Below are 21,517 nucleotides of genomic sequence, written 5' to 3'. Positions count from 1 at the left end.
GTGCGCCTGATCATCACGCTTTTGCTCGGTTGCCTGCTGTGGCAACCGGCGCTGGCCGCTCCCCTGCCGACCGAGACCCAGCTCAAGCAAGAGCTGAAGCAGGCGGAAAGCAGCAAAAACGCGCCGAATCAGGCGGAGACCACCGAGGCGCTGCAAAGCGCCCTCAACTGGCTGGCGGAGCGTAAAGAGTCGCAGACTCGCTCCGAGCAGTATCAGAGGGTGATCGACGATTTCCCGAAGATGACGCAGGAACTGCGCCGCCAGCTGGTGCTGGAAAGCAACAAGATCCTGCCGAACGGCGACGATCTGCCGGCCGCCGAGTTGGAACAGCAGATCCTGCAAACCAGCAGTCTGCTGCTGGAACAGGCGCGCCTGCTGCAGCAAGAGCAGGATCGCACGCGGGAAATCAGCGATTCGCTCGGCCAGCTGCCGCAGCAGCAGACCGACGCCCGCCGTGCGCTGACGGAAGTGCAGCGCCGCCTGCAGGCGCAGCCCGCCAACCCGACCACGCCGTACGCGCAGGCCGCCCTGGCTCTACTGCAGACCGAAGCCGCGGCGCGCAAGGCCAAAGTGGATGAGCTGGAACTGGCGCAGCTGTCGGCCAACAACCGGCAGGAGCTGGCGCGCATGCGCGCCGAAGTCTATAAAAAGCGCCACGAGAAAATAGACGTTCAGCTGCAGGCGCTGCGCAACAACCTCAACGCCCAGCGCCAACGCGAAGCGGAACAGGCGCTGGAAAAAACCGAGCAGCTGGCCGAGCAGAACGGCGATTTGCCAAAAAGCATCAGCCAACAGCTGCAGATCAACCGCGAACTGTCCGCCGCGCTGAACAGCCAGGCGCAGCGCATGGATCTGATTTCATCGCAGCAACGGCAGGCGGCGGCGCAGACGCTGCAGGTGCGCCAGGCGCTGAGCACCATCATCGAGCAGGCCCAGTGGCTCGGTTCGTCGTCGGCGCTGGGGGAAACCCTGCGCGCCCAGGTGGCGACGCTGCCGGAAATGCCCAAGCCGCAACAGCTGGACGGCGACATGGCCCAGCTGCGCGTGCAGCGCCTGCAGTTTGAAACTCAGCTGGAAAAACTGTCGCAGCGCGAATTCAAGCGCGACGACGGCAGCGCGCTGACCAACCAGGAGCAGCGCATCGTCGATGCCCAGCTGCGCACCCAGCGCGAGCTGCTGAACTCGTTGTTGTCCGGTTGCGACACCCAAATCCTCGAGCTGACCAAGCTGAAGGTGGCCAACACCCAGTTGATCGAAGCGTTGAACGAAATTCGCGACGCCACCCACCGCTATCTGTTCTGGGTGCCGGACGTCAATCCGATCAACTTCTCTTATCCGCTCAACGTGGCGCACGATCTGACGCGCGTTCTGTCGCTGGACACGCTGTCGCAGCTCGGCGGCGCCTTCATGATGATGGTGACCAGCCGCGAAACGCTGATCCCGATCTTCGGCGCCCTGCTGCTGGTGATTTTCAGCATCAGTTCGCGCAAGCACTACCACGCCTTCCTCGAGCGCGCCAGCAGCCGCGTCGGCAAGGTGACGCAGGACGAATTCTTCCTGACGGTGCGCACCGTGTTCTGGTCGATTCTGGTGGCGATGCCGCTGCCGGTGCTGTGGGCCGCGCTCGGCTACGGCCTGCAGAGCGCCTGGAACTACCCGGTGGCGGAAGCGATCGGCAAAGGGGTGACCGCCACGCTGCCGATCCTGTGGATCTGCATGATCTGCGCCGCCTTCGCCCACCCGCAAGGGTTGTTCATCGTGCACTTCCGCTGGCCGGCAAAGCAGGTTTCGCGCGCCATGCGCTACTACAAGATGTCGATCTGGCTGATCGTGCCGCTGATCATGGCGCTGATCACCTTCGATAGCCTGAAAGAGCGCGAGTTCGCCAACACGCTGGGGCGGCTGTGCTTCATTCTGCTGTGTCTGGCGCTGGCGCTGGTCACCCACAGCCTCAAGCGCGCCGGCATCCCGCTGTATCTGGATAAAAACGGCTCCGGCGACAACATGCTCAACAGCGCCTTCTGGGGGCTGCTGCTGTCGGCGCCGCTGCTGGCGGCGCTGGCGTCGAGCGTCGGTTATCTCACCACCGCGCAGGCGCTGCTGGCGCGCCTGGAAACCTCGGTGGCGATCTGGTTCCTGCTGCTGGTCGTCTACCACATCATCCGCCGCTGGATGCTGATCCAACGGCGACGCATCGCCTTCGACCGCGCCAAACAGCGCCGCGCGGACATTCTGGCCCAGCGCGCCCGCGGCGAAGACGAAACCTCGCATACCCCGAACAGCACCGAAGGTTCGGTGGATATGGACTACTCAGAGATAGACCTGGATACCATCAGCGCCCAGTCGCTGCGGCTGGTGCGTTCGATCCTGACGCTGATCGCGCTGGTGTCGGTGATCGTTTTGTGGTCGGAGATCCACTCCGCCTTCAGCTTCCTGGAAAATATCTCGCTGTGGGACGTGACCTCGACGGTCAACGGCGTGGAAACCGCCCACCCGATCACCCTCGGCGCAGTGCTGATCGCCATTCTGGTATTGATCATCACCATGCAGCTGGTGCGCAACCTGCCGGCGCTGCTGGAACTGGCGGTGCTGCAGCACCTGGATCTGTCGCCGGGCACCGGTTACGCCATCACCACCATCACCAAATACCTGCTGTTGCTGTTCGGCGCCATTCTCAGCTTTTCCTGGATCGGCATCGAATGGTCGAAACTGCAGTGGGTGGTCACCGCGCTCAGCGTGGGTCTCGGCTTTGGCATGCAGGAGATTTTCTCCAACTTCATCTCCGGCCTGATCATCCTGTTCGAGAAGCCGATCCGCATCGGCGATACCGTAACGATCCGCAACCTGACCGGCACGATAACCAAGATCAATACCCGTGCGACCACCATCGCCGATTGGGACCGCAAAGAGATCATCGTGCCGAACAAGGCGTTCATCACCGAGCAGTTCGTCAACTGGTCGCTCTCGGACGCCATCACCCGCGTGGTGCTGACCGTGCCGGCCCCGGGCGAGGCCAATAGCGAAGAGGTGACCAAAATCCTGATGAACGCCGCCGAGCGCTGTTCGCTGGTGCTGGACAATCCGGTGCCGGAAGTCTACCTGGTCGATTTGCAACAGGGCATTCAGATCTTCGAGATGCGTATTTACGCCGCCGAGATGGGCCACCGCATGCCGCTGCGCCACGAGATCCACCAGTTGATCCTGGCGGGCTACCGCGAGCACGGCATCACGCTGCCGTACCCGCCGTTCCAGGTGCGCACCGAGACGCTGTCGCGGCTGACCAACAACGGCCGTACGCCGCCGTCCACGCCGGCGCCGAACACCAAACGCGACGCCGGGGGGCTGTAAGCGGTTCTCGCGATAAAAAAAGGGCCGGCAAATGCCGACCCTTTTGCTTTTCTCTACGCCTGAAACGTCAGGCGATCCCAACCGGGAAGGCCAACACGTCGCTCAGGCTCTCGGCGCCCAGCGCCAGCATCACCAGGCGATCCACGCCCAGCGCCACGCCGGAACATTCCGGCATGCCGTGCTGCAACGCCGCCAACAGGTTGTAGTCGATCGGCTGCTGCGGCAGGCCGCGCTCCGCGCGTTTGCGGTTGTCCTGCTCGAAGCGCTGCTGCTGTTCACGGCCGTCGGTCAGCTCGCGGAAACCGTTCGCCAGCTCAATGCCCTTGAAGTACACCTCGAAACGCTCCGCCACGCGGTGGTCTTCGGTGCTGATCTCCGCCAACGCCGCCTGGCTGGCTGGGAAGTGGTAAACGAACGCCGGCTTTTCACGGCCGATATGCGGCTCCACGCCCACGGTAAACAGCAGCTGCAGCAGCGTATCGCGGTCTTCTTCAGTATCGGCGATGTTGCTCAAGTCGAGCTTGGCCGCCGCTTCACGCAGCTGCGCCTTCTCCGCCGACAGCGGATCGATGTCCAGATGGCGCAGGAACGCCTGCTGATAAGACAGGGTCTCCGCGCTCTCGCAGTCCAGCACCTGTTGCAGCAAATCGTCCACCTCGTTCATCAGGCGGTACATGTCGTAGTGCGGACGGTACCACTCCAGCATGGTGAATTCCGGGTTGTGATGCCGCCCGGCTTCTTCATTGCGGAAGCTGCGCCCCATTTGGTAGATCGGGCCGCTGCCCGCCGCCAGCAGGCGCTTCATGTGATATTCCGGGCTGGTCATCATGTATAGCGTCAGGCCCTCTGCCGCCCCCGGCCCGACGAAACGCGTCTCGAACGGGAACAGGTGAACGTCGGTGACCGTCGCCTGGCTCATGGTGGGCGTCTCAACTTCCAGCACGCCACGATCGGCGAAGAAACGCCGGATCTCAGCCAGAATCGCTGCGCGTTTCAACAAATTGGCGATGGGTGCACTAGGCTGCCAGCTTGCCGTTTCGCTCATGGTAATTAACTCCGAAATCAAACAGGGGATGCAGTCTACTCGCATCCTTGCAGCCAAACAAATTCTTCACGATGCACAACCGGCCATAACGCCAATTTCCGATAAATAGGCGACAAAAGCGCGTTAAAAAGGGTAAAGCACGCCGAACACGCGAAAAGGCAGGCAAGCCTGTTGGTCGAGCGTTAATCGACAAAACAATCGATCACATCAAATTTCGACTACTTAACTTTAGGTATAGTTAATTCCCCATTATTGGTGGGAGATATCTATCCTTAACCTTTAAGCAACATTAATCGGTTCAATTAGTTAGCACCCGAAGAGTTCGCTAAATTTTAAGCATAGATATTTAACTTGCCGTTCTTAACAAGAACATTGGAGGAATGCAGTGCAAACCTTTAACGCCGATCTTGCCATTATTGGGGCCGGGGGCGCTGGTTTACGTGCAGCAATAGCCGCAGCGGAAGCCAATCCCCAACTGAAAATCGCGCTGATCTCTAAGGTCTACCCGATGCGCAGCCACACGGTCGCCGCCGAGGGGGGCTCCGCCGCCGTCACCCAGGATCACGATACCTTCGACTACCACTTCCACGACACCGTCGCCGGCGGCGACTGGCTGTGCGAACAAGACGTGGTCGATCACTTCGTGCATCAGTGCCCGCGCGAGATGACCCAGCTCGAGCAGTGGGGTTGCCCGTGGAGCCGCAAACCGGATGGGTCGGTCAACGTGCGGCGCTTCGGCGGCATGAAGATCGAACGCACCTGGTTCGCCGCCGACAAGACCGGCTTCCACATGCTGCACACCCTGTTCCAGACCTCGCTGAAATACCCGCAAATTCAACGCTTCGACGAGCACTTCGTGCTGGATATCCTGGTGGATGACGGCCAGGCGCGCGGCCTGGTGGCGCTCAACATGATGGAAGGCACCCGCGTGCAGATCCGCGCCAACGCGGTGGTGATGGCCACCGGCGGCGCCGGGCGCGTCTACCGCTACAACACCAACGGCGGCATCGTTACCGGCGACGGCATGGGCATGGCGTTCCACCACGGCGTGCCGCTGCGCGACATGGAGTTCGTGCAGTATCACCCGACCGGCCTGCCCGGTTCCGGCATCCTGATGACCGAGGGCTGCCGCGGCGAAGGCGGCATTCTGGTGAACAAGGACGGCTACCGTTACCTGCAAGATTACGGCATGGGCCCGGAAACCCCGCTGGGCGAGCCGAAGAACAAATACATGGAGCTGGGCCCGCGCGACAAGGTGTCCCAGGCCTTCTGGCACGAATGGCGCGCCGGCCGCACCATCGCCACCCCGCGCGGCGACGTGGTCTACCTCGATCTGCGCCACCTGGGCGAGAAAAAGCTGCTGGAGCGGCTGCCGTTCATCTGCGAACTGGCCAAGGCCTACGTCGGCGTCGATCCGGTGAAAGATCCGATCCCGGTGCGCCCTACCGCGCACTACACCATGGGCGGCATTGAAACCGACCAGAATTGCGAAACCCGCATCAAGGGGCTGTTCGCGGTCGGCGAATGCTCCTCCGTCGGCCTGCACGGCGCCAACCGTCTCGGCTCCAACTCGCTGGCAGAACTGGTGGTGTTCGGCCGCGTCGCCGGTGAGCACGCGGCGCGTCGCGCGCTGGAAACCGCGCCGGCCAACGGCAGCGCGCTGGATGCGCAAACCCGCGATGTCGAAACCCGCCTGAGCAACCTGATGAAGCAGGAAGGCAACGAAAACTGGGCGAAGATCCGCGACGAAATGGGGCTGTCGATGGAAGAGGGCTGCGGCATCTACCGCACGCCGGAGCTGATGCAAAAAACCATCGATAAGCTGGCGGAGCTGAAAGAGCGCTTCAAGCGCGTCAACATCACCGACAACTCCAGCGTGTTCAACACCGATCTGCTGTACACCATCGAGCTGGGCTACGGCCTGGACGTCGCCGAATGCATGGCGCACTCCGCGTTTAACCGCAAAGAGTCGCGCGGCGCTCACCAGCGCCTGGACGAAGGCTGCACCGAGCGCGACGACGTCAACTTCCTCAAGCATACGCTGGCGTTCCATAACCCGCAGGGCGCGCCGCGTCTCGAATACAGCGACGTGAAAATCACCAAGCTGCCGCCGGCCAAACGCGTCTACGGCGCAGAAGCCGAAGCGCAGGAGAAAAAGAATAAGGAGCAGGCAAATGGCTGAGATGCAAACCCTGAAGATCGAAGTCATGCGCTATAACCCGGAAAGCGACGCCGAGCCGCATTTCGTCACCTACGCCGTGCCTTACGACGAACAGACCTCGCTGCTCGACGCGTTGGGCTACATCAAGGATAACCTGGCGCCGGATCTCTCCTACCGCTGGTCCTGCCGCATGGCGATCTGCGGCTCCTGCGGCATGATGGTCAACCGCGTGCCGAAGCTGGCGTGCAAAACCTTCCTGCGCGATTACGTCGGCGGCATGAAGGTCGAAGCGCTGGGCAACTTCCCGATCGAGCGCGATCTGGTGGTCGACATGACTCACTTCATCGAAAGTCTGGAGGCGATCAAGCCTTACATTATCGGCAACGATCGCAAGCCGGAAGACGGCCCGAACGTGCAGACCCCGGCGCAGATGGCCAAGTATCACCAGTTCTCCGGCTGCATCAACTGCGGCCTGTGCTACGCCGCGTGTCCGCAGTTCGGCCTCAACCCCGAGTTTATCGGCCCGGCGGCGATCACGCTGGCGCACCGCTACAACCTGGACAACCGCGACCACGGCAAGAAACAGCGCATGCCGCAGCTTAACGGCCAAAACGGCGTCTGGAGCTGCACCTTCGTCGGCTATTGCTCAGAAGTCTGTCCGAAACACGTCGATCCCGCCGCCGCCATCCAGCAGGGCAAGGTGGAGAGCGCCAAAGACTTCATGATCGCCATGCTGAAGCCGCAATAAGGGAGAAAAATTGCCATGACAACTCAACGTAAGCCCTATGTGCGCACCATGACGCCCACCTGGTGGCAAAAGCTCGGCTTTTACCGTTTCTACATGCTGCGCGAAGGCACCTCGGTGCTGGCGGTCTGGTTCAGCATCGTGCTGCTCTACGGCGTGTTCGCGCTGAAGGGTGGCGCCGAGAGCTGGGCCGGCTTCGTCGGCTTCTTGCAGAACCCGCTGGTGCTGTTGATCAACGTCGTCGCCCTGCTGGCGGCGGCGCTGCACACCAAAACCTGGTTCGATTTGGCGCCGAAGGCCGCCAATATCGTGGTCAACAGCGAGAAAATGGGGCCAGGCCCCATCGTGAAAGGGCTGTGGGCCGTCACCATCGTCGTCAGCGTGGTCATCCTGGCCGTGGCCCTGATCTAATCCGGAGGAAACATGATAAATCAAGCACCTAAACGCTCCGACGAGCCGGTTTTCTGGGGATTGTTCGGCGCCGGCGGCATGTGGGGCGCGATCGTCGCACCAGCCATCGTGCTGCTGGTCGGTATTCTGCTGCCATTGGGGCTGTTCCCCGGTGAAGCACTGGGTTACGAGCGCGTGCTGGCGTTCTGCCAGAGCCTGATCGGCCGCCTGTTCCTGCTGCTGATGATCATTCTGCCACTGTGGTGCGGCCTGCACCGCATCCACCATGCGATGCACGATCTGAAGATCCATGTACCGGCCGGCAAATGGGTGTTCTACGGTCTGGCGGCGATCCTCAGCGTGGTCACCGTTATCGGCGTCGTCACCCTGTAAACCGCTCAGGCGGCCAACGCCCGTTGGCCGCCCTTTGCTCATCGGCTACACTGTCTACTCGCCCCCGGTAAACAGGAGTCAACGATGCGTTTATGGTCAAAGCTTAGCGTCATGCTTTCCGCCCTGCTCTCCGTCGCTTGCAGCGTCTCCCCGCCCAAAGACATCAAGGTCGTGACCCCTTTCGACAGTCAGCGCTATCTCGGCACCTGGTACGAAATCGCGCGTCTGGATCATCGTTTTGAACGCGGTTTGCAGCGGGTGACCGCCCACTACAGCCCACGCGCCGACGGCGGGCTGAAAGTCATCAATCGCGGCTTCAATCCGCAGAAACAGCAATGGCAAGAAAGCGAAGGCAAAGCCTACTTTATCGGTTCACCGCAGGTCGCGGCGCTGAAAGTGTCGTTCTTCGGCCCCTTCTACGGCGGCTATAACGTGATAGCCCTGGATCCGGAGTATCGCTACGCGCTGGTTTGCGGCCCTAACCGCGACTATCTGTGGATCCTGTCGCGCACCCCGACGCTCGACGCCGGCGTACGCGACAGCTTATTGCAGACGGCCAAAGGCTACGGTTTCGCCACCGATGCGCTGATCTGGGTGGAGCAGCCCGCCGATCAGTGACTGCTGAACTTCAGCCCGAGGATGCCGACCACGATCAGGCACAGGCTGATGATACGCGCGATATTGGTCGACTCGCCCAACAGCACCATGCCCATGATGGCCGCGCCCACCGCGCCGATGCCGGTCCACACCGCATAAGCGGTGCCGGCGGGCAGCGTTTTCATCGCGTTGGCCAACAACAACATGCTGACCACCATCGCGGCGATGGTGATGATGCTCGGCGTCAGCCGGGTAAAACCGTGGGTGTATTTCAGACCGATAGCCCAAACCACTTCGAGCAAACCGGCGATAAGCAGAATAATCCAGGCCATGAGACGGCCTCCCTTCCACTGGGGTCGTCCCCGATATAATGACGCGTAAACGGGTCGTCCCGTTCAGCGGGGTGAAGAACGGCGGGTAACCTCACCCGCACTGCGGCAGGATAGCAGCAGCGTTAACGCTCAGGCAAGAGGAGGAAATGCGGCGGCCCTCCGCACGCGGAACGCCGCCGGGTGGAGAACGGATTATTCCGCGCTGCGCTGAATGGCCTTGCCGCCGGCCTGAATGTCCTCACCCACGCCGCGGGTGGTATTACAGGCGGTCAACGAGGTCAAAATCATCAAAGAGAAGATCGCGATAATACTTTTCTTCAGCATAAGAAAGTCCTTATTTGTCGTTGATGAAAAAGTACGGCTTTCTAAGCTTAGTCAAAATTGGCGCAGGGAGTGGAATCACCACCGGCTTTGTGGCGCAAATACATCGGGTTAAAGGGCGGGATCAGCTGGCCGTGCGCGAAATGGCGCCGCCGAGATGCTGCACGTCCTCGCCGAAACCGCGAAACGTATTGCAACCGCTAAGAGAGAAAAGGAACAACAGGGAGAGCACGGCCAACAACGTTTTCTTGAACATGCGGGTTTTCTGCCAACGAACGGGGATGGGATAAAACAGAGGAACCGCGGGGGTTCCTCTGCTTTGAAACTTATTTAACGCGAGAGACGTATTCGCCAGAGCGAGTGTCAACTTTGATCACTTCGCCGATCTGGACGAACAACGGCACTTTAACCACGGCGCCGGTGCTCAGGGTAGCCGGCTTGCCGCCAGTCCCTGCGGTATCGCCTTTCAGGCCAGGATCGGTATCGGTGATTTCCGCTTCGATGAAGTTCGGCGGCTGAACGGCGATTGGACGGCCATCCCACAGGGTGATGATGCACTCTGCGTTATCCTGCAGCCATTTGGCCGCGTCGCCGACGGTTTTGCCGTCAACCTGATGCTGTTCGAAAGACTCAGGGTGCATGAAGTGGTAGAACTCACCGTCGCTGTACAGGTAGTTCATGTTGGTGTCCATCACGTCTGCGCCTTCGCAAGAATCGGTAGACTTGAAGGTTTTTTCCACGCGGGTGCCGGTCAGCAGACGACGCATTTTCACGCGTGCAAACGCCTGGCCTTTGCCCGGCTTAACGAACTCACTGGCTTCGACGGCGTAAGGTTCGCCCTCGAACATGATTTTAAGACCCGGACGGAAATCGTTGCTAGAATAAGTCGCCATGATGGCCCTCTGAATATTTGAACTGGTAGCTTAGCCAAAAAAATGGCACACATTATAACCCAAAGTACGGCACATAGAGAAGATTGGTTGCATCAACTCGCCGATGTTATTACCGATCCAGATGAATTACTGCAGCTTTTGTCACTGAATACGCACCCGGAACTGCCGCAGGGGCGCGATGCCCGCCGGCTGTTTGCCCTGCGCGTGCCGCGCGCCTTCGCTGCGCGCATGCGCCCCGGCGATGCCAACGACCCGCTGCTGCGCCAGGTGCTGACCGCCAGAGAGGAGTTCATCAACGCCCCAGGGTTCACCACCGATCCGCTCGATGAGCAGCGCAGCGTGGTGCCGGGCCTGCTGCACAAATACCGCAATCGCGCGCTGCTGCTGGTCAAGGGCGGCTGTGCGGTCAACTGCCGTTACTGCTTCCGCCGCCACTTCCCCTATCAGGATAATCAGGGCAACAAGAACAACTGGCGGCAGGCGCTGGATTATATCCGCCAACACCCGGAACTGGACGAGATCATTTTTTCAGGCGGCGATCCGCTGATGGCCAAGGACAGCGAGCTGGAGTGGCTGGTCGGCGAGCTGGAGGCCATCCCGCACCTGAAACGCCTGCGCATTCACACCCGTCTGCCGGTGGTGATCCCGGCGCGCATCACGCCGGCGCTGTGCCGCCTACTGTCGGCCTCGCGCCTGCAGGTGCTGATGGTCACCCACATCAACCACGCCAACGAAATTGACCGCGATCTGCAAAGCGCCATGGCTCAGCTGCGCCTCGCCGGCGTCACGCTGCTCAACCAGAGCGTACTGCTGCGCGACGTCAACGACGATGCCGACACGCTGGCGGCGCTCAGCAACGCGCTGTTCGACGCCGGTATCCTGCCTTACTACATCCACGTGCTGGACAAGGTGCAGGGCGCGGCGCACTTCATGGTCAGCGACGATGAAGCGCGCGCCATCATGCAGGCGCTGCTGAGCAAGGTGTCCGGTTATCTGGTGCCGCGCCTGACGCGCGAAGTGGGCGGCGAACCGAGCAAAACGCCGATCGATCTGCGCCTGATGCAGGAGTAACGTGCGCCAAATGCCCCAACGAAAAGAGGAATGCCGTGGCATTCCTCTTTTTTTACCTCTTTGCGGCTGCGGCCTCAGCGCCTTACGGGCACTTGTAAACCTGGCCGACCATTTTGCTGTCCAGCGGTGCGAAGCTGGAGAGCAGGTTCTGGCTCGGGCTGTTGGCGCCGTAGATCACGTTGCCGCCCATGGCCGCCGCCTTGTTGCGCAGATCGTTGGCCGCCCCACGCATGGAGCTGCCTTCACCGCCGTTGCCGGACAGCCAGTTGCTCTGGGTGCCGGTCACTTCCCCCAGCAGCTGGCATTCCGCCGCCGGCTTGCTGTCGGTGAACTTGATCTGCTGACCCGCAGCGGTCAGTTCATGAGTGGTGCTGCAACCCGCCAGCAGCATCGCTGCCGAGAGACCCAGTAAGGCTTTAATCCGCATCTTGTTCCCCATTCGATGTTGAGAATTACGCAAAAGCTTATCAGAAAGCGATGCCATCTCTTAAGCATCCGTTGCCACGCGAGCGGGCCAACGTCTTGAGCGACAGCTGATGACTTAACAGTTTACCAGCTAAATCGCCCCCGGCGGCAAAAATATCATCAAATACAGTGCGGCGGCGCGCAGGCATAAAAAACCCCGGTCATTTGACCGGGGTTCTCAGCACACAAGCTTGTGGGGGATGATTACATCATGCCGCCCATGCCGCCCATGCCGCCCATGCCGCCTGCTGCGCCCAGATCCGGTGCGTCAGCCTTCGGCAGGTCGGTAACCATGCATTCGGTGGTGATCATCAGGCCAGCCACGGAAGCCGCGTACTGCAGAGCAGAACGGGTCACTTTGGTTGGATCCAGGATACCCATCGCGATCATGTCGCCGTATTCTTCGGAGTAAGCGTTGTAGCCGTAGCTGCCTTCGCCCGCTTTCACCTGGTTGGCGATAACGGAAGCTTCTTCACCGGCGTTCACCACGATCTGACGCAGAGGGGCTTCCATTGCGCGCAGCGCAACTTTGATACCCACGTTCTGGTCTTCGTTGTCGCCTTTCAGCGCGGCGATTTTGCCTGCAACGCGGATCAGCGCTACGCCACCGCCGGCCACCACGCCTTCTTCCACTGCGGCGCGGGTCGCGTGCAGGGCGTCTTCAACGCGGGCTTTCTTCTCTTTCATTTCAACTTCAGTCGCTGCGCCAACCTTGATAACGGCAACGCCGCCGGCCAGTTTCGCTACGCGCTCCTGCAGTTTTTCACGATCGTAGTCAGAGGTCGCTTCTTCGATCTGCTGACGGATCTGAGCAACGCGGCCCTGGATGGTCGCTTCGTCGCCCACGCCATCGATGATGATGGTGGTGTCTTTGTTGATCACAACGCGTTTTGCCTGGCCCAGGTCTTCCAGGGTGGCTTTTTCCAGCTCCAGACCGATCTCTTCAGAGATAACGGTACCGGCAGTCAGGGTTGCGATGTCCTGCAGCATGGCTTTACGGCGGTCGCCGAAGCCAGGCGCCTTAACGGCAGCCACTTTCACGATGCCGCGCATGGTGTTGACCACCAGGGTCGCCAGCGCTTCGCCTTCAACGTCTTCAGCGATGATCAGCAGCGGCTTGCCTGCTTTGGCAACGGCTTCCAGCACCGGCAGCATTTCGCGGATGTTGGAGATCTTTTTGTCGGCCAGCAGGATGAACGGGCTTTCCAGCTCAACAGAACCGGTTTCCGGCTTGTTGATGAAGTATGGGGACAGGTAACCGCGGTCGAACTGCATACCTTCAACCACGTCCAGCTCGTCTTGCAGGCCGGTGCCTTCTTCAACGGTGATAACGCCTTCTTTGCCCACTTTCTCCATCGCTTCCGCGATCAGTTTACCCACGGTTTCGTCGGAGTTGGCGGAGATGGTGCCTACCTGAGCGATAGCTTTGGAATCGGAGCAAGGTACGGACAGTTTCTTCAGTTCTTCAACCGCAGCGACAACCGCTTTGTCGATGCCGCGCTTCAGATCCATCGGGTTCATGCCTGCAGCAACCGCTTTCAGGCCTTCGGTGATGATGGATTGAGCCAGTACGGTTGCAGTGGTGGTGCCGTCGCCCGCCGCGTCGTTCGCTTTGGAGGCCACTTCTTTCACCATCTGTGCGCCCATGTTCTCGAACTTGTCTTCCAGTTCGATTTCACGCGCAACGGAAACGCCGTCTTTGGTGATGGTCGGTGCGCCGAAAGATTTATCCAGCACTACGTTGCGGCCTTTCGGGCCCAGGGTCACTTTTACTGCATCAGCGAGAACATTCACGCCGCGGAGCATTTTCACGCGAGCGTCATTGCCGAATTTTACGTCTTTAGCTGCCATTGGTATTTCCCTTCAACTCGTTCAGTTCAGAAGATAAAGCGCAATTACGCTTCAACAATTGCCAGAATGTCGCTTTCGGACATGATCAACACTTCTTCATTGTCGATCTTCTCTGCTTTCACGCCGTAGCCGTCGTTGAAAATCACGATATCGCCAACTTTCACATCCAGCGGTTGGATGTTGCCGTTTTCCAGCACACGCCCTTTACCCACTGCAACCACTTCACCGCGAGTGGATTTACCCGCAGCAGAGCCAGTCAGGACGATGCCGCCAGCAGATTTTGATTCAACTTCTTTGCGCTTGACGATAACGCGGTCATGCAATGGACGAATACTCATTGAACGCTCTCCTGTAAGAAGGTCTCTATCAGATTTAGGGTTGTACACCGGATGGTTGTTATTACCGGCCTCGTGGCATTTGAGATGGGGGCGTTCCAGCCCCCTTCAAGGGGGCTAACGAAAAAAATTTCGCATTTTTGGCCGCGCGGGTGCTACAGAGAGAAAAAACGCGGCCTGAGCCGCGTTTGCTTAACGATCGTGAGGCTTGCGCTCCTCGTCCGGGCGGTGTTCCAGCACCGAGCGTTCGTCGTCCTTGCGCTGGAATTCACCGTCGAAGGTGTTGCCGTTGGCGGCGTCACCGCCCGTCCAACCGCCGGGGCGATAAACCGACAGATGCGGCATCAGCTTCAGCGTCAGCGTTTTTTGCACCGGCGGCAGCAGCAGCAACAGGCCGAGGAAGTCGGTGAAGAAACCCGGGATCAGCAGCAGGAAGCCCGCCAGCACCAGCGAAACGCTTTTCACCATTTCCGCCGCCGGGCTTTCGCCGGCCGCCAGTTTTTGCTGCATCTGCACGAAGGTTTTCATGCCCTGATTGCGCACCAGCGAAATGCCGACGCAGGAGCTGAACACCACCAGCAGCAGGGTGACAGCCACGCCGAGCACGGCGGCGACTTTGATAAAGATGGATATTTCTATGTAAGCCAGCAGAAATATCAGCAGTAGCGGTAACCAGCGCACCTGGTTCTCCTATCGGTAGGTAAAGCGCGGCCGCCACGGGGCGACGGCGCGAAAAAAGAGGCCGTAAACGGCCGACACCATTACAATGAGGGCATCACCCCACCATTTCAACCGAGAGCCGGTTTTTATTGCTAAAGTTCACAAACGTGAAAGAAGTCACAGAACCGGAAAAGGGCATATCCTTAAACACCATAAGGTGATCTGGATTCAGTCATTTCTTACCAACCAGCATATGATCTGGGCAGCAACGGGCGATTTGGTTAATCGTTTCACGCCCCAAGCCTTCGGCAACATTAATTTAGGCTGTGCCCTTATTAGCCTTGACCTGACACATTATTAATTCGGCAGCAACACATAGAGAAGGTTCTCATGTCAAACAACATTCGTATCGAAGAAGACCTGTTAGGAACACGTGAAGTCCCCGCAGACGCTTACTACGGAGTCCACACTCTGCGTGCGATTGAAAACTTCTACATCAGCAACAGCAAAATCAGCGATGTCCCCGAGTTCGTTCGCGGCATGGTGATGGTGAAAAAGGCCGCGGCGATGGCCAACAAAGAACTCAAAACCATCCCGCGCAAAATCGCCGACGTGATCATCCAGGCCTGCGACGAGGTGCTGGATAAAGGCAAGTGCATGGATCAGTTCCCGGTGGACGTGTTCCAGGGCGGCGCAGGCACCTCGCTGAACATGAACACCAACGAAGTGCTGGCGAACATCGGCCTGGAGCTGATGGGCCACCAAAAAGGCGAATACCAGTACCTGAACCCGAACGATCACCTCAATAAGTGCCAGTCCACCAACGACGCCTACCCGACCGGGTTCCGCATCGCGGTGTACGCCTCCAACCAGAAGCTGATCGACGCCATCAACCAGCTGCGCGAAGGCTTCGACCGCAAGGCGAAAGAGTTCGAAACCATCCTGAAAATGGGCCGCACCCAGCTGCAGGACGCGGTGCCGATGACCCTCGGCCAGGAATTCCACGCCTTCAGCGTGCTGCTGAACGAAGAGACCCGCAACCTGCACCGCACCGCGGAGCTGCTGCTGGAAGTGAACCTGGGCGCCACCGCCATCGGCACCGCGCTCAACACCCCGGAAGGCTATCAGCCGCTGGCGGTGCAAAAACTGGCGGAAGTCAGCGGCCTGCCGGTGGTGCCGGCGGAAGACCTGATCGAGGCCACCTCCGACTGCGGCGCCTACGTGATGGTGCACAGCGCGCTCAAACGCCTGGCGGTGAAACTGTCCAAAATCTGTAACGACCTGCGCCTGCTCTCCTCCGGCCCGCGCGCCGGCCTGAACGAAATCAACCTGCCAGAGCTGCAGGCAGGATCGTCCATCATGCCGGCCAAAGTGAACCCGGTGGTGCCGGAAGTGGTCAATCAGGTGTGTTTCAAGGTGATTGGCAACGACACTTGCGTTACCATGGCGGCCGAAGCGGGCCAGCTGCAGCTGAACGTGATGGAGCCGGTGATCGGCCAGGCGATGTTCGAGTCGATCCACATCCTGACCAACGCCTGCTACAACCTGCTGGAAAAATGCATTAACGGCATCACCGCGAATAAAGAAGTCTGCGAACACTACGTCTTCAACTCGATCGGTATCGTCACCTATCTGAACCCGTTCATCGGCCACCATAACGGTGACATCGTCGGGAAGATCTGCGCCGAAACCGGCAAGAGCGTGCGTGAAGTGGTGCTGGAACGCGGCCTGCTGACCGAAGCCGAGCTGGATGACATCTTCTCCGTGGAGAACCTGATGCACCCGGCCTATAAAGCCAAACGCTATACGGATGAAAATGAACAATAACAGACCTACCCGGTAGCCCTGAAAGGCACGCTAAATCCTCTGGATAGCGTGCCTTTTTACTTTTAGGCGCCCACAAAATTTTAACGTTTGATTTTCAATTTCTCTCATTTTAAGGAGTAAACACTATGCTAGCCGTAGAATTGGTTATCGTTCTGCTGGCCATCTTTTTAGGGGCCAGGTTGGGCGGTATCGGTATCGGGTTCGCGGGGGGATTGGGCGTTCTGATCCTGGCGCTGATCGGCGTCAAGCCGGGCAGCATTCCCTTCGACGTGATTTCCATCATCATGGCGGTGATCGCGGCGATCTCCGCCATGCAGGTCGCCGGGGGGATGGATTACCTGGTGCAGCAGACCGAAAAGCTGCTGCGCAAGAACCCCAAGCACATCACCATTCTCGCCCCTATCGTCACCTACTTCCTGACCATCTTCGCCGGCACCGGCAACATCTCGCTCTCGGCGCTGCCGGTGATCGCCGAAGTGGCGAAAGAACAGGGCATCAAGCCTTGCCGGCCGCTGTCGACCGCCGTAGTGTCCGCCCAGATCGCCATCACCGCCTCACCGATCTCCGCCGCGGTGGTGTATATGTCTTCGGTGATGGAAGGCCACGGCGTCAGCTACCTGCACCTGCTGATGGTGGTGATCCCGTCCACCTTCTGCGCCGTGCTGGTGATGTCGCTGCTGGTGACCTGGCTGTTCGACTCCAAGCTGTCTAACGACCCGGTGTACCTGAAACGCCTGGAAGAAGGCCTGATCACCCTGCGCGGCAACAACGCGCTGGAGATCAAACCGCGCGCCAAAGCCTCGGTGCTGCTGTTCCTGCTGGGCGTGCTGTGCGTAGTGGCTTACGCCATCATCAACAGCCCGGGTCTTGGCCTGGTGGCCAAGCCGCTGATGAACACCACCAACGCCATCCTGATCATCATGCTGAGCGTCGCCACGCTGACCACCCTGCTGTGCCGCGTCGACACCGACATGGTGCTGAACTCCAGCACCTTCAAGGCCGGCATGAGCGCCTGTATCTGTATCCTCGGCGTCGCCTGGCTGGGCGATACCTTCGTGCAGGCCAACATCGACTGGATCAAAGAGACGGCCGGCAGCGTCATTCAGGCGCACCCGTGGCTGCTGGCGGTGATCTTCTTCTTCTGCTCGGCGCTGCTGTACTCGCAGGCCGCTACCGCCAAGGCGCTGATGCCGATGGCGCTGGCGCTGAACGTATCGCCGCTGACCGCCGTCGCCTCCTTCGCCGCCGTCTCCGGCCTGTTCATCCTGCCGACCTACCCGACGCTGGTCGCCGCGGTGCAGATGGACGATACCGGCACCACGCGCATCGGCCGCTTCGTGTTCAACCACCCGTTCTTCATTCCCGGCACCATGGGCGTGATTTTCGCCGTGGTATTCGGCTTCCTGCTCGGCAGCATCATGCTGTAACGCTCCGACCGGGGCTGCGGCCCCGGTTTTCCTTCTGGCGATAAACTCGCCTTCTAGCCAATCCGCCTTCAGGGTATAGTGCCCATTCGAACCGATGAGAGGGCTGAAGATGTCTGATTGCGAAGCTGTCGTCATACTCTGTACCGCACCCGATGAAGCCAGCGCCCAGGAACTGGCGGCGCGGGTCTTGGGCGATAAGCTGGCGGCCTGCGCCACGCTGCTGCCCGGCGCTACCTCGCTGTATTACTGGGAAGGGAAACTGGAACAGGAATACGAAGTGCAGATGCTGTTCAAAAGCGATCGCCGCCGTCAGCAGGCCCTGCTCGACACCCTGAAACAACATCACCCTTACCAGACGCCCGAGCTGCTGGTGCTGCCGGTGATGGCCGGAGATAAAGACTACCTGTTATGGATCAACGCTTCCTTAAACTGATTTTGCTGCTGTGCAGCCTGTTCTTCCTGCCGCAGGCGGCGCAGGCTTCGCTGTTCGCGCCGAAGGGCGGCAGCCAGTTCGTGCCTGTCGATCAGGCCTTCGCCTTCGATTTCAAACAGCAAGGCAGCCAGGTGACGCTGAACTGGCAGATCCGCCCCGGCTACTACCTGTATCGCCAGCAGATCAAACTGGTGCCGCAGCAAGCGACGCTGGGCGCCTTTACCCTGCCCGAAGGGTTGAGCCACAAGGACGAGTTCTTCGGCGAAGTGGCGATTTTCAAACAGCAGCTGAATCTGCAGGTGCCGCTGCAACAGGCAGCGGCCAACGCCAGCCTCAGCGTCACCTATCAGGGCTGCGCCGAGGCCGGCTTCTGCTATCCGCCGGAAACCCGCGTCATCCCGCTGGATGCCGTCAGCGCCGGCGATGTCGCCCCGCTCCCGGCGGCTGCCCCTGCGCCAACCGAACAGCCCGCTACGCCGGCCAGCCTGCCTTTCTCGCCGCTGTGGGCATTGCTGATCGGCATCGGCATCGCCTTCACTCCGTGCGTGCTGCCGATGTACCCGCTGATCTCCGGCATCATCCTCGGCCGCGACCGGCCGCAAAGCAGCGGCCGCATTCTGGCGCTGGCGGTGGTTTACGTGCAGGGCATGGCACTCACCTACACCCTGCTGGGGCTGGTGGTGGCCGCCGCCGGCCTGCAGTTCCAGGCGGCGCTGCAGCACCCTTACGTGCTGATCGGCCTGTCGGTGCTGTTCATCGCGCTGGCGCTGTCGATGTTCGGCCTCTATTCCCTGCAGCTGCCCTCGGCGCTGCAAACCCGGCTGGCGAGCTGGAGCAACACCCAGCGCGGCGGCTCACTGACCGGCGTGTTCCTGATGGGCGCCCTGGCCGGGCTGATTTGCTCGCCCTGTACCACCGCGCCGCTCAGCGCCATCCTGCTGTATATCGCCCAGAGCGGTAACCTGTGGGCCGGCGGCGGCACCCTGTACCTGTACGCGCTGGGGATGGGCATTCCGCTGGTGATCGTCACCCTGTTCGGCAACCGCCTGCTGCCGCGCAGCGGCCCGTGGATGCAGTACGTGAAAGAGGCCTTCGGCTTCGTCATTCTGGCGCTGCCGGTGTTCCTGCTGGAGCGGGTGATCGGCGATCTGTGGGGCCTGCGCCTGTGGAGCCTGCTCGGCCTGGCGTTCTTCGGCTGGGCCTTCGCTCTGAGCCTGAGAAGCGCGCGCGGCTGGGCGCGTGCCCTGCAACTGCTGCTGTTGGCGGCGGCGGTGATCGCCGCGCGGCCGCTGCAGGATTGGGCCTTCGGCGCCGATCAGGCGCAGCAGGCGGCTCAACAACACCTGGCCTTTGCCCGCATCAACAACGTCGAGCAGCTCGATCTGGCGCTGCAACAGGCGCGCGGCAAGCCGGTGATGCTGGATCTGTACGCCGACTGGTGCGTGGCCTGTAAAGAGTTCGAGAAATACACCTTCAGCGATGCGGCGGTGCAGGCGAGCCTGGCCAACGCGGTGCTGCTGCAGGCGGACGTCACCGCCAACGGCGCGGAACAGGCGGCGCTGCTGAAGCACCTGCAGGTGCTGGGGCTGCCGACGATCCTGTTCTTCGATCCGGCGGGCCAGGAGCTGACGGCCGAGCGGGTCACCGGTTTTATGAAGGCAGAAGCCTTCAACGCGCATTTGCAGAAAGTGATGCGATAACTGACACTGAAGATCGGAAGCGAATGGGAGGAAGCACAAGTGCAACGTGAACACGTCCTTGATACCGCGCTGGGCCTGTTGGAACAACAGGGCCTGGCGACCGCCACATTAGAGATGCTGGCGGAAAAACTCGACGTTCAGCCCGGCGATCTCAAACGGTTCTGGCCGGATCGCGAAGCGCTGCTGTACGACTGCCTGCGCTACCACGGCCAACAGATCGACACCTGGCGACGCCAGCTGCTGCTGGATGAAAACCTGAGCCCGCAGCAAAAACTGCTGGCGCGCTATGACGTGCTGGCGGAATACGTGCAACACGACCGCTATCCCGGCTGCCTGTTTATCGCCGCCTGCAGCTTTTTCCCGGAAACGGATCATCCGATCCACCAACTGGCGGAGCAGCAAAAGCTGACCTCGCTGGAGCTGACCCGCGAACTGCTGCGCGAAATGGACGCCGACGACGCCGACATGGTGGCGCAGCAAATGGAATTGATTCAGGAAGGCTGCCTGAGCAAACTGCTGGTAAAACGCCAGCTCCAGGACGTATCGGTCGCCAAACGGCTGGCGGAAGACATCTTGCAGGTGGCGCAGTGCCGCCGCAACGGGGCGCTAAGCTAGGCGAGCCGCGCTTGCGGCGCCGCCAGCCCAAGGAGATAGCCTGAACAGGCGCAATTTTTGCGCCCTTTGCCTGAAAAGCCAGCAACCGGACGCGTTTTAACGCCTTTCATGCATAAAGCCGTTGACGGCCATCGGCCAATACGGTTTAATGCTGCCCGTTGCCCGGATAGCTCAGTCGGTAGAGCAGGGGATTGAAAATCCCCGTGTCCTTGGTTCGATTCCGAGTCCGGGCACCATATTTAGAAAACCCGCCTATGGCGGGTTTTTCGCTTTCCGGGATACGGACTCTCCATCGAACTGCGTTCGATTATTCGGCCAAAGGCCTCACCCTGCGGACCAACGCTGAAGCGCTGTTCAACGCGGCGCAGACGCCGGTTGTCCGAGTCCGGTCGCCCTATTTAGAAGAACCCGCCCAAACGGCGGGTTTTTCGCTTTCTGGGTACGGACTCTTCATCGAACTGCGTTCGATTATTCGGCCTCTCGTTTCCTCGGCGGAACCAGCCCAATCAGTGCCAGTACGCAAGATTTAGCGACCAACACCAGATTGAGATGTCCGGGGAAAGCGACATTAACAAACCAAAAGACCAAGAAGACCGCCAGAGAAATCGGCCAAGCGAGCACAAAGAACCGGGTATCGCATAGCCGCCGGGCGCAAAACAACAGCGTCAACACGATCGCCAACAGCCCGAAAGGCAGATACAGAATCAGTCTCAGGTAAGAGGCGACGACATCGGCGAACGAGGTGTTATTGATGACGGAAATCGTTAACTTCTGAAAGAACAACGTGTCGTTGTTATAGAGATCCAAAAGATTTAGCCACGCAAAGCTGAGCACTATCGTTAACGACATCCATACTGCGTACGCTTTTCGGGATAAGGGGGTAATGATCAAACTCAGTCTCGCATTCA

The 21,517-nt window shown here is 60.1% G+C and carries 22 protein-coding genes and 1 tRNA gene; 13 read left to right on the top strand and 10 right to left on the bottom strand.

The window, feature by feature from the left end:
- The gene (gene mscM / locus SSARUM_RS01555; RefSeq protein ID WP_033648710.1) at positions 1-3,348 is read left to right on the top strand and encodes a miniconductance mechanosensitive channel MscM; all 3,348 of its coding nucleotides are present in this window, start codon (positions 1-3) and stop codon (positions 3,346-3,348) included.
- 67 nt (positions 3,349-3,415) lie between these two features.
- On the opposite strand, the gene epmA is transcribed toward mscM, so the two are convergent.
- Positions 3,416-4,393 carry an elongation factor P--(R)-beta-lysine ligase gene (epmA, locus tag SSARUM_RS01550; protein WP_004929681.1) on the bottom strand — a complete coding sequence of 326 codons (978 nt, stop codon included), beginning with the start codon at positions 4,391-4,393 and terminating at the stop codon, positions 3,416-3,418.
- A 385-nt stretch (positions 4,394-4,778) separates the two neighbouring features.
- Between epmA and frdA the strand changes: the two genes are divergently transcribed.
- The 5 genes from frdA to blc all read left to right on the top strand — a co-directional run bounded on the left by frdA (position 4,779) and on the right by blc (position 8,700).
- Entirely contained in the window at positions 4,779-6,575 is a 1,797-nt protein-coding gene (frdA, locus tag SSARUM_RS01545) for a fumarate reductase (quinol) flavoprotein subunit (RefSeq protein WP_033638926.1), read from the top strand.
- The gene (locus SSARUM_RS01540) at positions 6,568-7,302 is read left to right on the top strand and encodes a succinate dehydrogenase/fumarate reductase iron-sulfur subunit (protein WP_033648713.1); all 735 of its coding nucleotides are present in this window, start codon (positions 6,568-6,570) and stop codon (positions 7,300-7,302) included. The genes frdA and SSARUM_RS01540 overlap by 8 nt, the downstream gene beginning before the upstream one ends.
- Before the next feature lie 15 nt (positions 7,303-7,317).
- The gene (gene frdC, locus SSARUM_RS01535) at positions 7,318-7,710 is read left to right on the top strand and encodes a fumarate reductase subunit FrdC (RefSeq protein ID WP_004929673.1); all 393 of its coding nucleotides are present in this window, start codon (positions 7,318-7,320) and stop codon (positions 7,708-7,710) included.
- A 12-nt stretch (positions 7,711-7,722) separates the two neighbouring features.
- The gene (gene frdD / locus SSARUM_RS01530) at positions 7,723-8,082 is read left to right on the top strand and encodes a fumarate reductase subunit FrdD (protein ID WP_004929672.1); all 360 of its coding nucleotides are present in this window, start codon (positions 7,723-7,725) and stop codon (positions 8,080-8,082) included.
- A gap of 84 nt (positions 8,083-8,166) precedes the next feature.
- Positions 8,167-8,700: an outer membrane lipoprotein Blc gene (gene blc / locus SSARUM_RS01525; RefSeq protein ID WP_033648715.1), complete on the top strand. Its 534-nt coding sequence runs from the start codon at positions 8,167-8,169 to the stop codon at positions 8,698-8,700.
- Here blc and sugE read toward each other — a convergent pair.
- The 4 genes from sugE to efp all read right to left on the bottom strand — a co-directional run bounded on the left by sugE (position 8,694) and on the right by efp (position 10,225).
- Complete coding sequence (gene sugE, locus SSARUM_RS01520) at positions 8,694-9,011, bottom strand: quaternary ammonium compound efflux SMR transporter SugE (RefSeq protein ID WP_004929669.1); 318 nt, start codon at positions 9,009-9,011, stop codon at positions 8,694-8,696. The genes blc and sugE overlap by 7 nt on opposite strands.
- A 192-nt stretch (positions 9,012-9,203) precedes the next feature.
- Positions 9,204-9,335: an entericidin A/B family lipoprotein gene (locus tag SSARUM_RS01515; RefSeq protein WP_033636766.1), complete on the bottom strand. Its 132-nt coding sequence runs from the start codon at positions 9,333-9,335 to the stop codon at positions 9,204-9,206.
- A gap of 121 nt (positions 9,336-9,456) precedes the next feature.
- Entirely contained in the window at positions 9,457-9,588 is a 132-nt protein-coding gene (locus SSARUM_RS01510; RefSeq protein ID WP_019453400.1) for an entericidin A/B family lipoprotein, read from the bottom strand.
- A 70-nt stretch (positions 9,589-9,658) separates the two neighbouring features.
- Positions 9,659-10,225 carry an elongation factor P gene (efp, locus tag SSARUM_RS01505; RefSeq protein ID WP_004929666.1) on the bottom strand — a complete coding sequence of 189 codons (567 nt, stop codon included), beginning with the start codon at positions 10,223-10,225 and terminating at the stop codon, positions 9,659-9,661.
- 42 nt (positions 10,226-10,267) lie between these two features.
- On the opposite strand from efp, the gene epmB reads away from it, so the two are divergent.
- Positions 10,268-11,296 carry an EF-P beta-lysylation protein EpmB gene (gene epmB / locus SSARUM_RS01500; RefSeq protein ID WP_033636765.1) on the top strand — a complete coding sequence of 343 codons (1,029 nt, stop codon included), beginning with the start codon at positions 10,268-10,270 and terminating at the stop codon, positions 11,294-11,296.
- Positions 11,297-11,378: 82 nt separating this feature from the next.
- On the opposite strand, the gene SSARUM_RS01495 is transcribed toward epmB, so the two are convergent.
- From SSARUM_RS01495 to SSARUM_RS01480, 4 genes are all read right to left on the bottom strand, one after another.
- Positions 11,379-11,723, bottom strand: a complete 345-nt coding sequence (locus SSARUM_RS01495) for a DUF4156 domain-containing protein (RefSeq protein WP_025305007.1) — start codon at positions 11,721-11,723, stop codon at positions 11,379-11,381.
- A 242-nt stretch (positions 11,724-11,965) separates the two neighbouring features.
- Entirely contained in the window at positions 11,966-13,612 is a 1,647-nt protein-coding gene (groL, locus tag SSARUM_RS01490; protein WP_004929662.1) for a chaperonin GroEL, read from the bottom strand.
- Between the two features lie 44 nt (positions 13,613-13,656).
- The gene (locus SSARUM_RS01485; protein ID WP_004929661.1) at positions 13,657-13,950 is read right to left on the bottom strand and encodes a co-chaperone GroES; all 294 of its coding nucleotides are present in this window, start codon (positions 13,948-13,950) and stop codon (positions 13,657-13,659) included.
- A 189-nt stretch (positions 13,951-14,139) separates the two neighbouring features.
- Entirely contained in the window at positions 14,140-14,628 is a 489-nt protein-coding gene (locus SSARUM_RS01480; protein ID WP_033636764.1) for an FxsA family protein, read from the bottom strand.
- 369 nt (positions 14,629-14,997) lie between these two features.
- Here SSARUM_RS01480 and aspA point away from each other — a divergent pair, with 369 nt between their 5' ends.
- From aspA to SSARUM_RS01450, 6 genes are all read left to right on the top strand, one after another.
- Positions 14,998-16,434 (top strand): aspartate ammonia-lyase, encoded by a 1,437-nt coding sequence (aspA, locus tag SSARUM_RS01475; protein WP_004929659.1) that lies wholly within the window; start codon positions 14,998-15,000, stop codon positions 16,432-16,434.
- Between the two features lie 125 nt (positions 16,435-16,559).
- A complete protein-coding gene (locus SSARUM_RS01470; RefSeq protein ID WP_282494101.1) occupies positions 16,560-17,861 on the top strand; it encodes an anaerobic C4-dicarboxylate transporter in 1,302 nt (433 codons plus the stop codon).
- Positions 17,862-17,970: 109 nt separating this feature from the next.
- Positions 17,971-18,294 carry a divalent cation tolerance protein CutA gene (cutA, locus tag SSARUM_RS01465; RefSeq protein WP_004929657.1) on the top strand — a complete coding sequence of 108 codons (324 nt, stop codon included), beginning with the start codon at positions 17,971-17,973 and terminating at the stop codon, positions 18,292-18,294.
- Entirely contained in the window at positions 18,270-19,994 is a 1,725-nt protein-coding gene (locus tag SSARUM_RS01460; protein WP_033648719.1) for a protein-disulfide reductase DsbD, read from the top strand. The genes cutA and SSARUM_RS01460 overlap by 25 nt, the downstream gene beginning before the upstream one ends.
- Before the next feature lie 39 nt (positions 19,995-20,033).
- Positions 20,034-20,609, top strand: coding sequence for a division control transcriptional repressor DicD (dicD, locus tag SSARUM_RS01455; RefSeq protein ID WP_033636761.1), 576 nt, complete (start codon positions 20,034-20,036; stop codon positions 20,607-20,609).
- A gap of 160 nt (positions 20,610-20,769) precedes the next feature.
- Positions 20,770-20,845 (top strand) — tRNA-Phe (locus SSARUM_RS01450).
- 232 nt (positions 20,846-21,077) lie between these two features.
- Here SSARUM_RS01450 and SSARUM_RS01445 read toward each other — a convergent pair.
- A complete protein-coding gene (locus tag SSARUM_RS01445; protein ID WP_043148258.1) occupies positions 21,078-21,458 on the bottom strand; it encodes a hypothetical protein in 381 nt (126 codons plus the stop codon).
- Between the last annotated feature and the right edge of the window lie 59 nt (positions 21,459-21,517).

The sequence above is a fragment of the Serratia sarumanii genome (assembly GCF_029962605.1).
In the GTDB taxonomy this organism is placed as follows: domain Bacteria; phylum Pseudomonadota; class Gammaproteobacteria; order Enterobacterales; family Enterobacteriaceae; genus Serratia; species Serratia sarumanii.
Note: the sequence above shows the minus strand (reverse complement) of the source record. Positions and strands in the feature narration are given on the sequence as shown.

What these genes read in the sequence shown, in the direction of transcription:
- epmA (WP_004929681.1), bottom strand. Translation starts at nt 4,393, where the DNA reads ATGAGCGAAACGGCAAGCTGGCAGCCTAGTGCACCCATCGCCAATTTG.
- SSARUM_RS01540 (WP_033648713.1), top strand. Translation starts at nt 6,568, where the DNA reads ATGGCTGAGATGCAAACCCTGAAGATCGAAGTCATGCGCTATAACCCG.
- frdC (WP_004929673.1), top strand. Translation starts at nt 7,318, where the DNA reads ATGACAACTCAACGTAAGCCCTATGTGCGCACCATGACGCCCACCTGG.
- frdD (WP_004929672.1), top strand. Translation starts at nt 7,723, where the DNA reads ATGATAAATCAAGCACCTAAACGCTCCGACGAGCCGGTTTTCTGGGGA.
- blc (WP_033648715.1), top strand. Translation starts at nt 8,167, where the DNA reads ATGCGTTTATGGTCAAAGCTTAGCGTCATGCTTTCCGCCCTGCTCTCC.
- sugE (WP_004929669.1), bottom strand. Translation starts at nt 9,011, where the DNA reads ATGGCCTGGATTATTCTGCTTATCGCCGGTTTGCTCGAAGTGGTTTGG.
- SSARUM_RS01515 (WP_033636766.1), bottom strand. Translation starts at nt 9,335, where the DNA reads ATGCTGAAGAAAAGTATTATCGCGATCTTCTCTTTGATGATTTTGACC.
- SSARUM_RS01510 (WP_019453400.1), bottom strand. Translation starts at nt 9,588, where the DNA reads ATGTTCAAGAAAACGTTGTTGGCCGTGCTCTCCCTGTTGTTCCTTTTC.
- efp (WP_004929666.1), bottom strand. Translation starts at nt 10,225, where the DNA reads ATGGCGACTTATTCTAGCAACGATTTCCGTCCGGGTCTTAAAATCATG.
- epmB (WP_033636765.1), top strand. Translation starts at nt 10,268, where the DNA reads ATGGCACACATTATAACCCAAAGTACGGCACATAGAGAAGATTGGTTG.
- SSARUM_RS01495 (WP_025305007.1), bottom strand. Translation starts at nt 11,723, where the DNA reads ATGCGGATTAAAGCCTTACTGGGTCTCTCGGCAGCGATGCTGCTGGCG.
- groL (WP_004929662.1), bottom strand. Translation starts at nt 13,612, where the DNA reads ATGGCAGCTAAAGACGTAAAATTCGGCAATGACGCTCGCGTGAAAATG.
- SSARUM_RS01485 (WP_004929661.1), bottom strand. Translation starts at nt 13,950, where the DNA reads ATGAGTATTCGTCCATTGCATGACCGCGTTATCGTCAAGCGCAAAGAA.
- aspA (WP_004929659.1), top strand. Translation starts at nt 14,998, where the DNA reads ATGTCAAACAACATTCGTATCGAAGAAGACCTGTTAGGAACACGTGAA.
- SSARUM_RS01470 (WP_282494101.1), top strand. Translation starts at nt 16,560, where the DNA reads ATGCTAGCCGTAGAATTGGTTATCGTTCTGCTGGCCATCTTTTTAGGG.
- cutA (WP_004929657.1), top strand. Translation starts at nt 17,971, where the DNA reads ATGTCTGATTGCGAAGCTGTCGTCATACTCTGTACCGCACCCGATGAA.
- SSARUM_RS01460 (WP_033648719.1), top strand. Translation starts at nt 18,270, where the DNA reads ATGGATCAACGCTTCCTTAAACTGATTTTGCTGCTGTGCAGCCTGTTC.
- SSARUM_RS01445 (WP_043148258.1), bottom strand. Translation starts at nt 21,458, where the DNA reads ATGTCGTTAACGATAGTGCTCAGCTTTGCGTGGCTAAATCTTTTGGAT.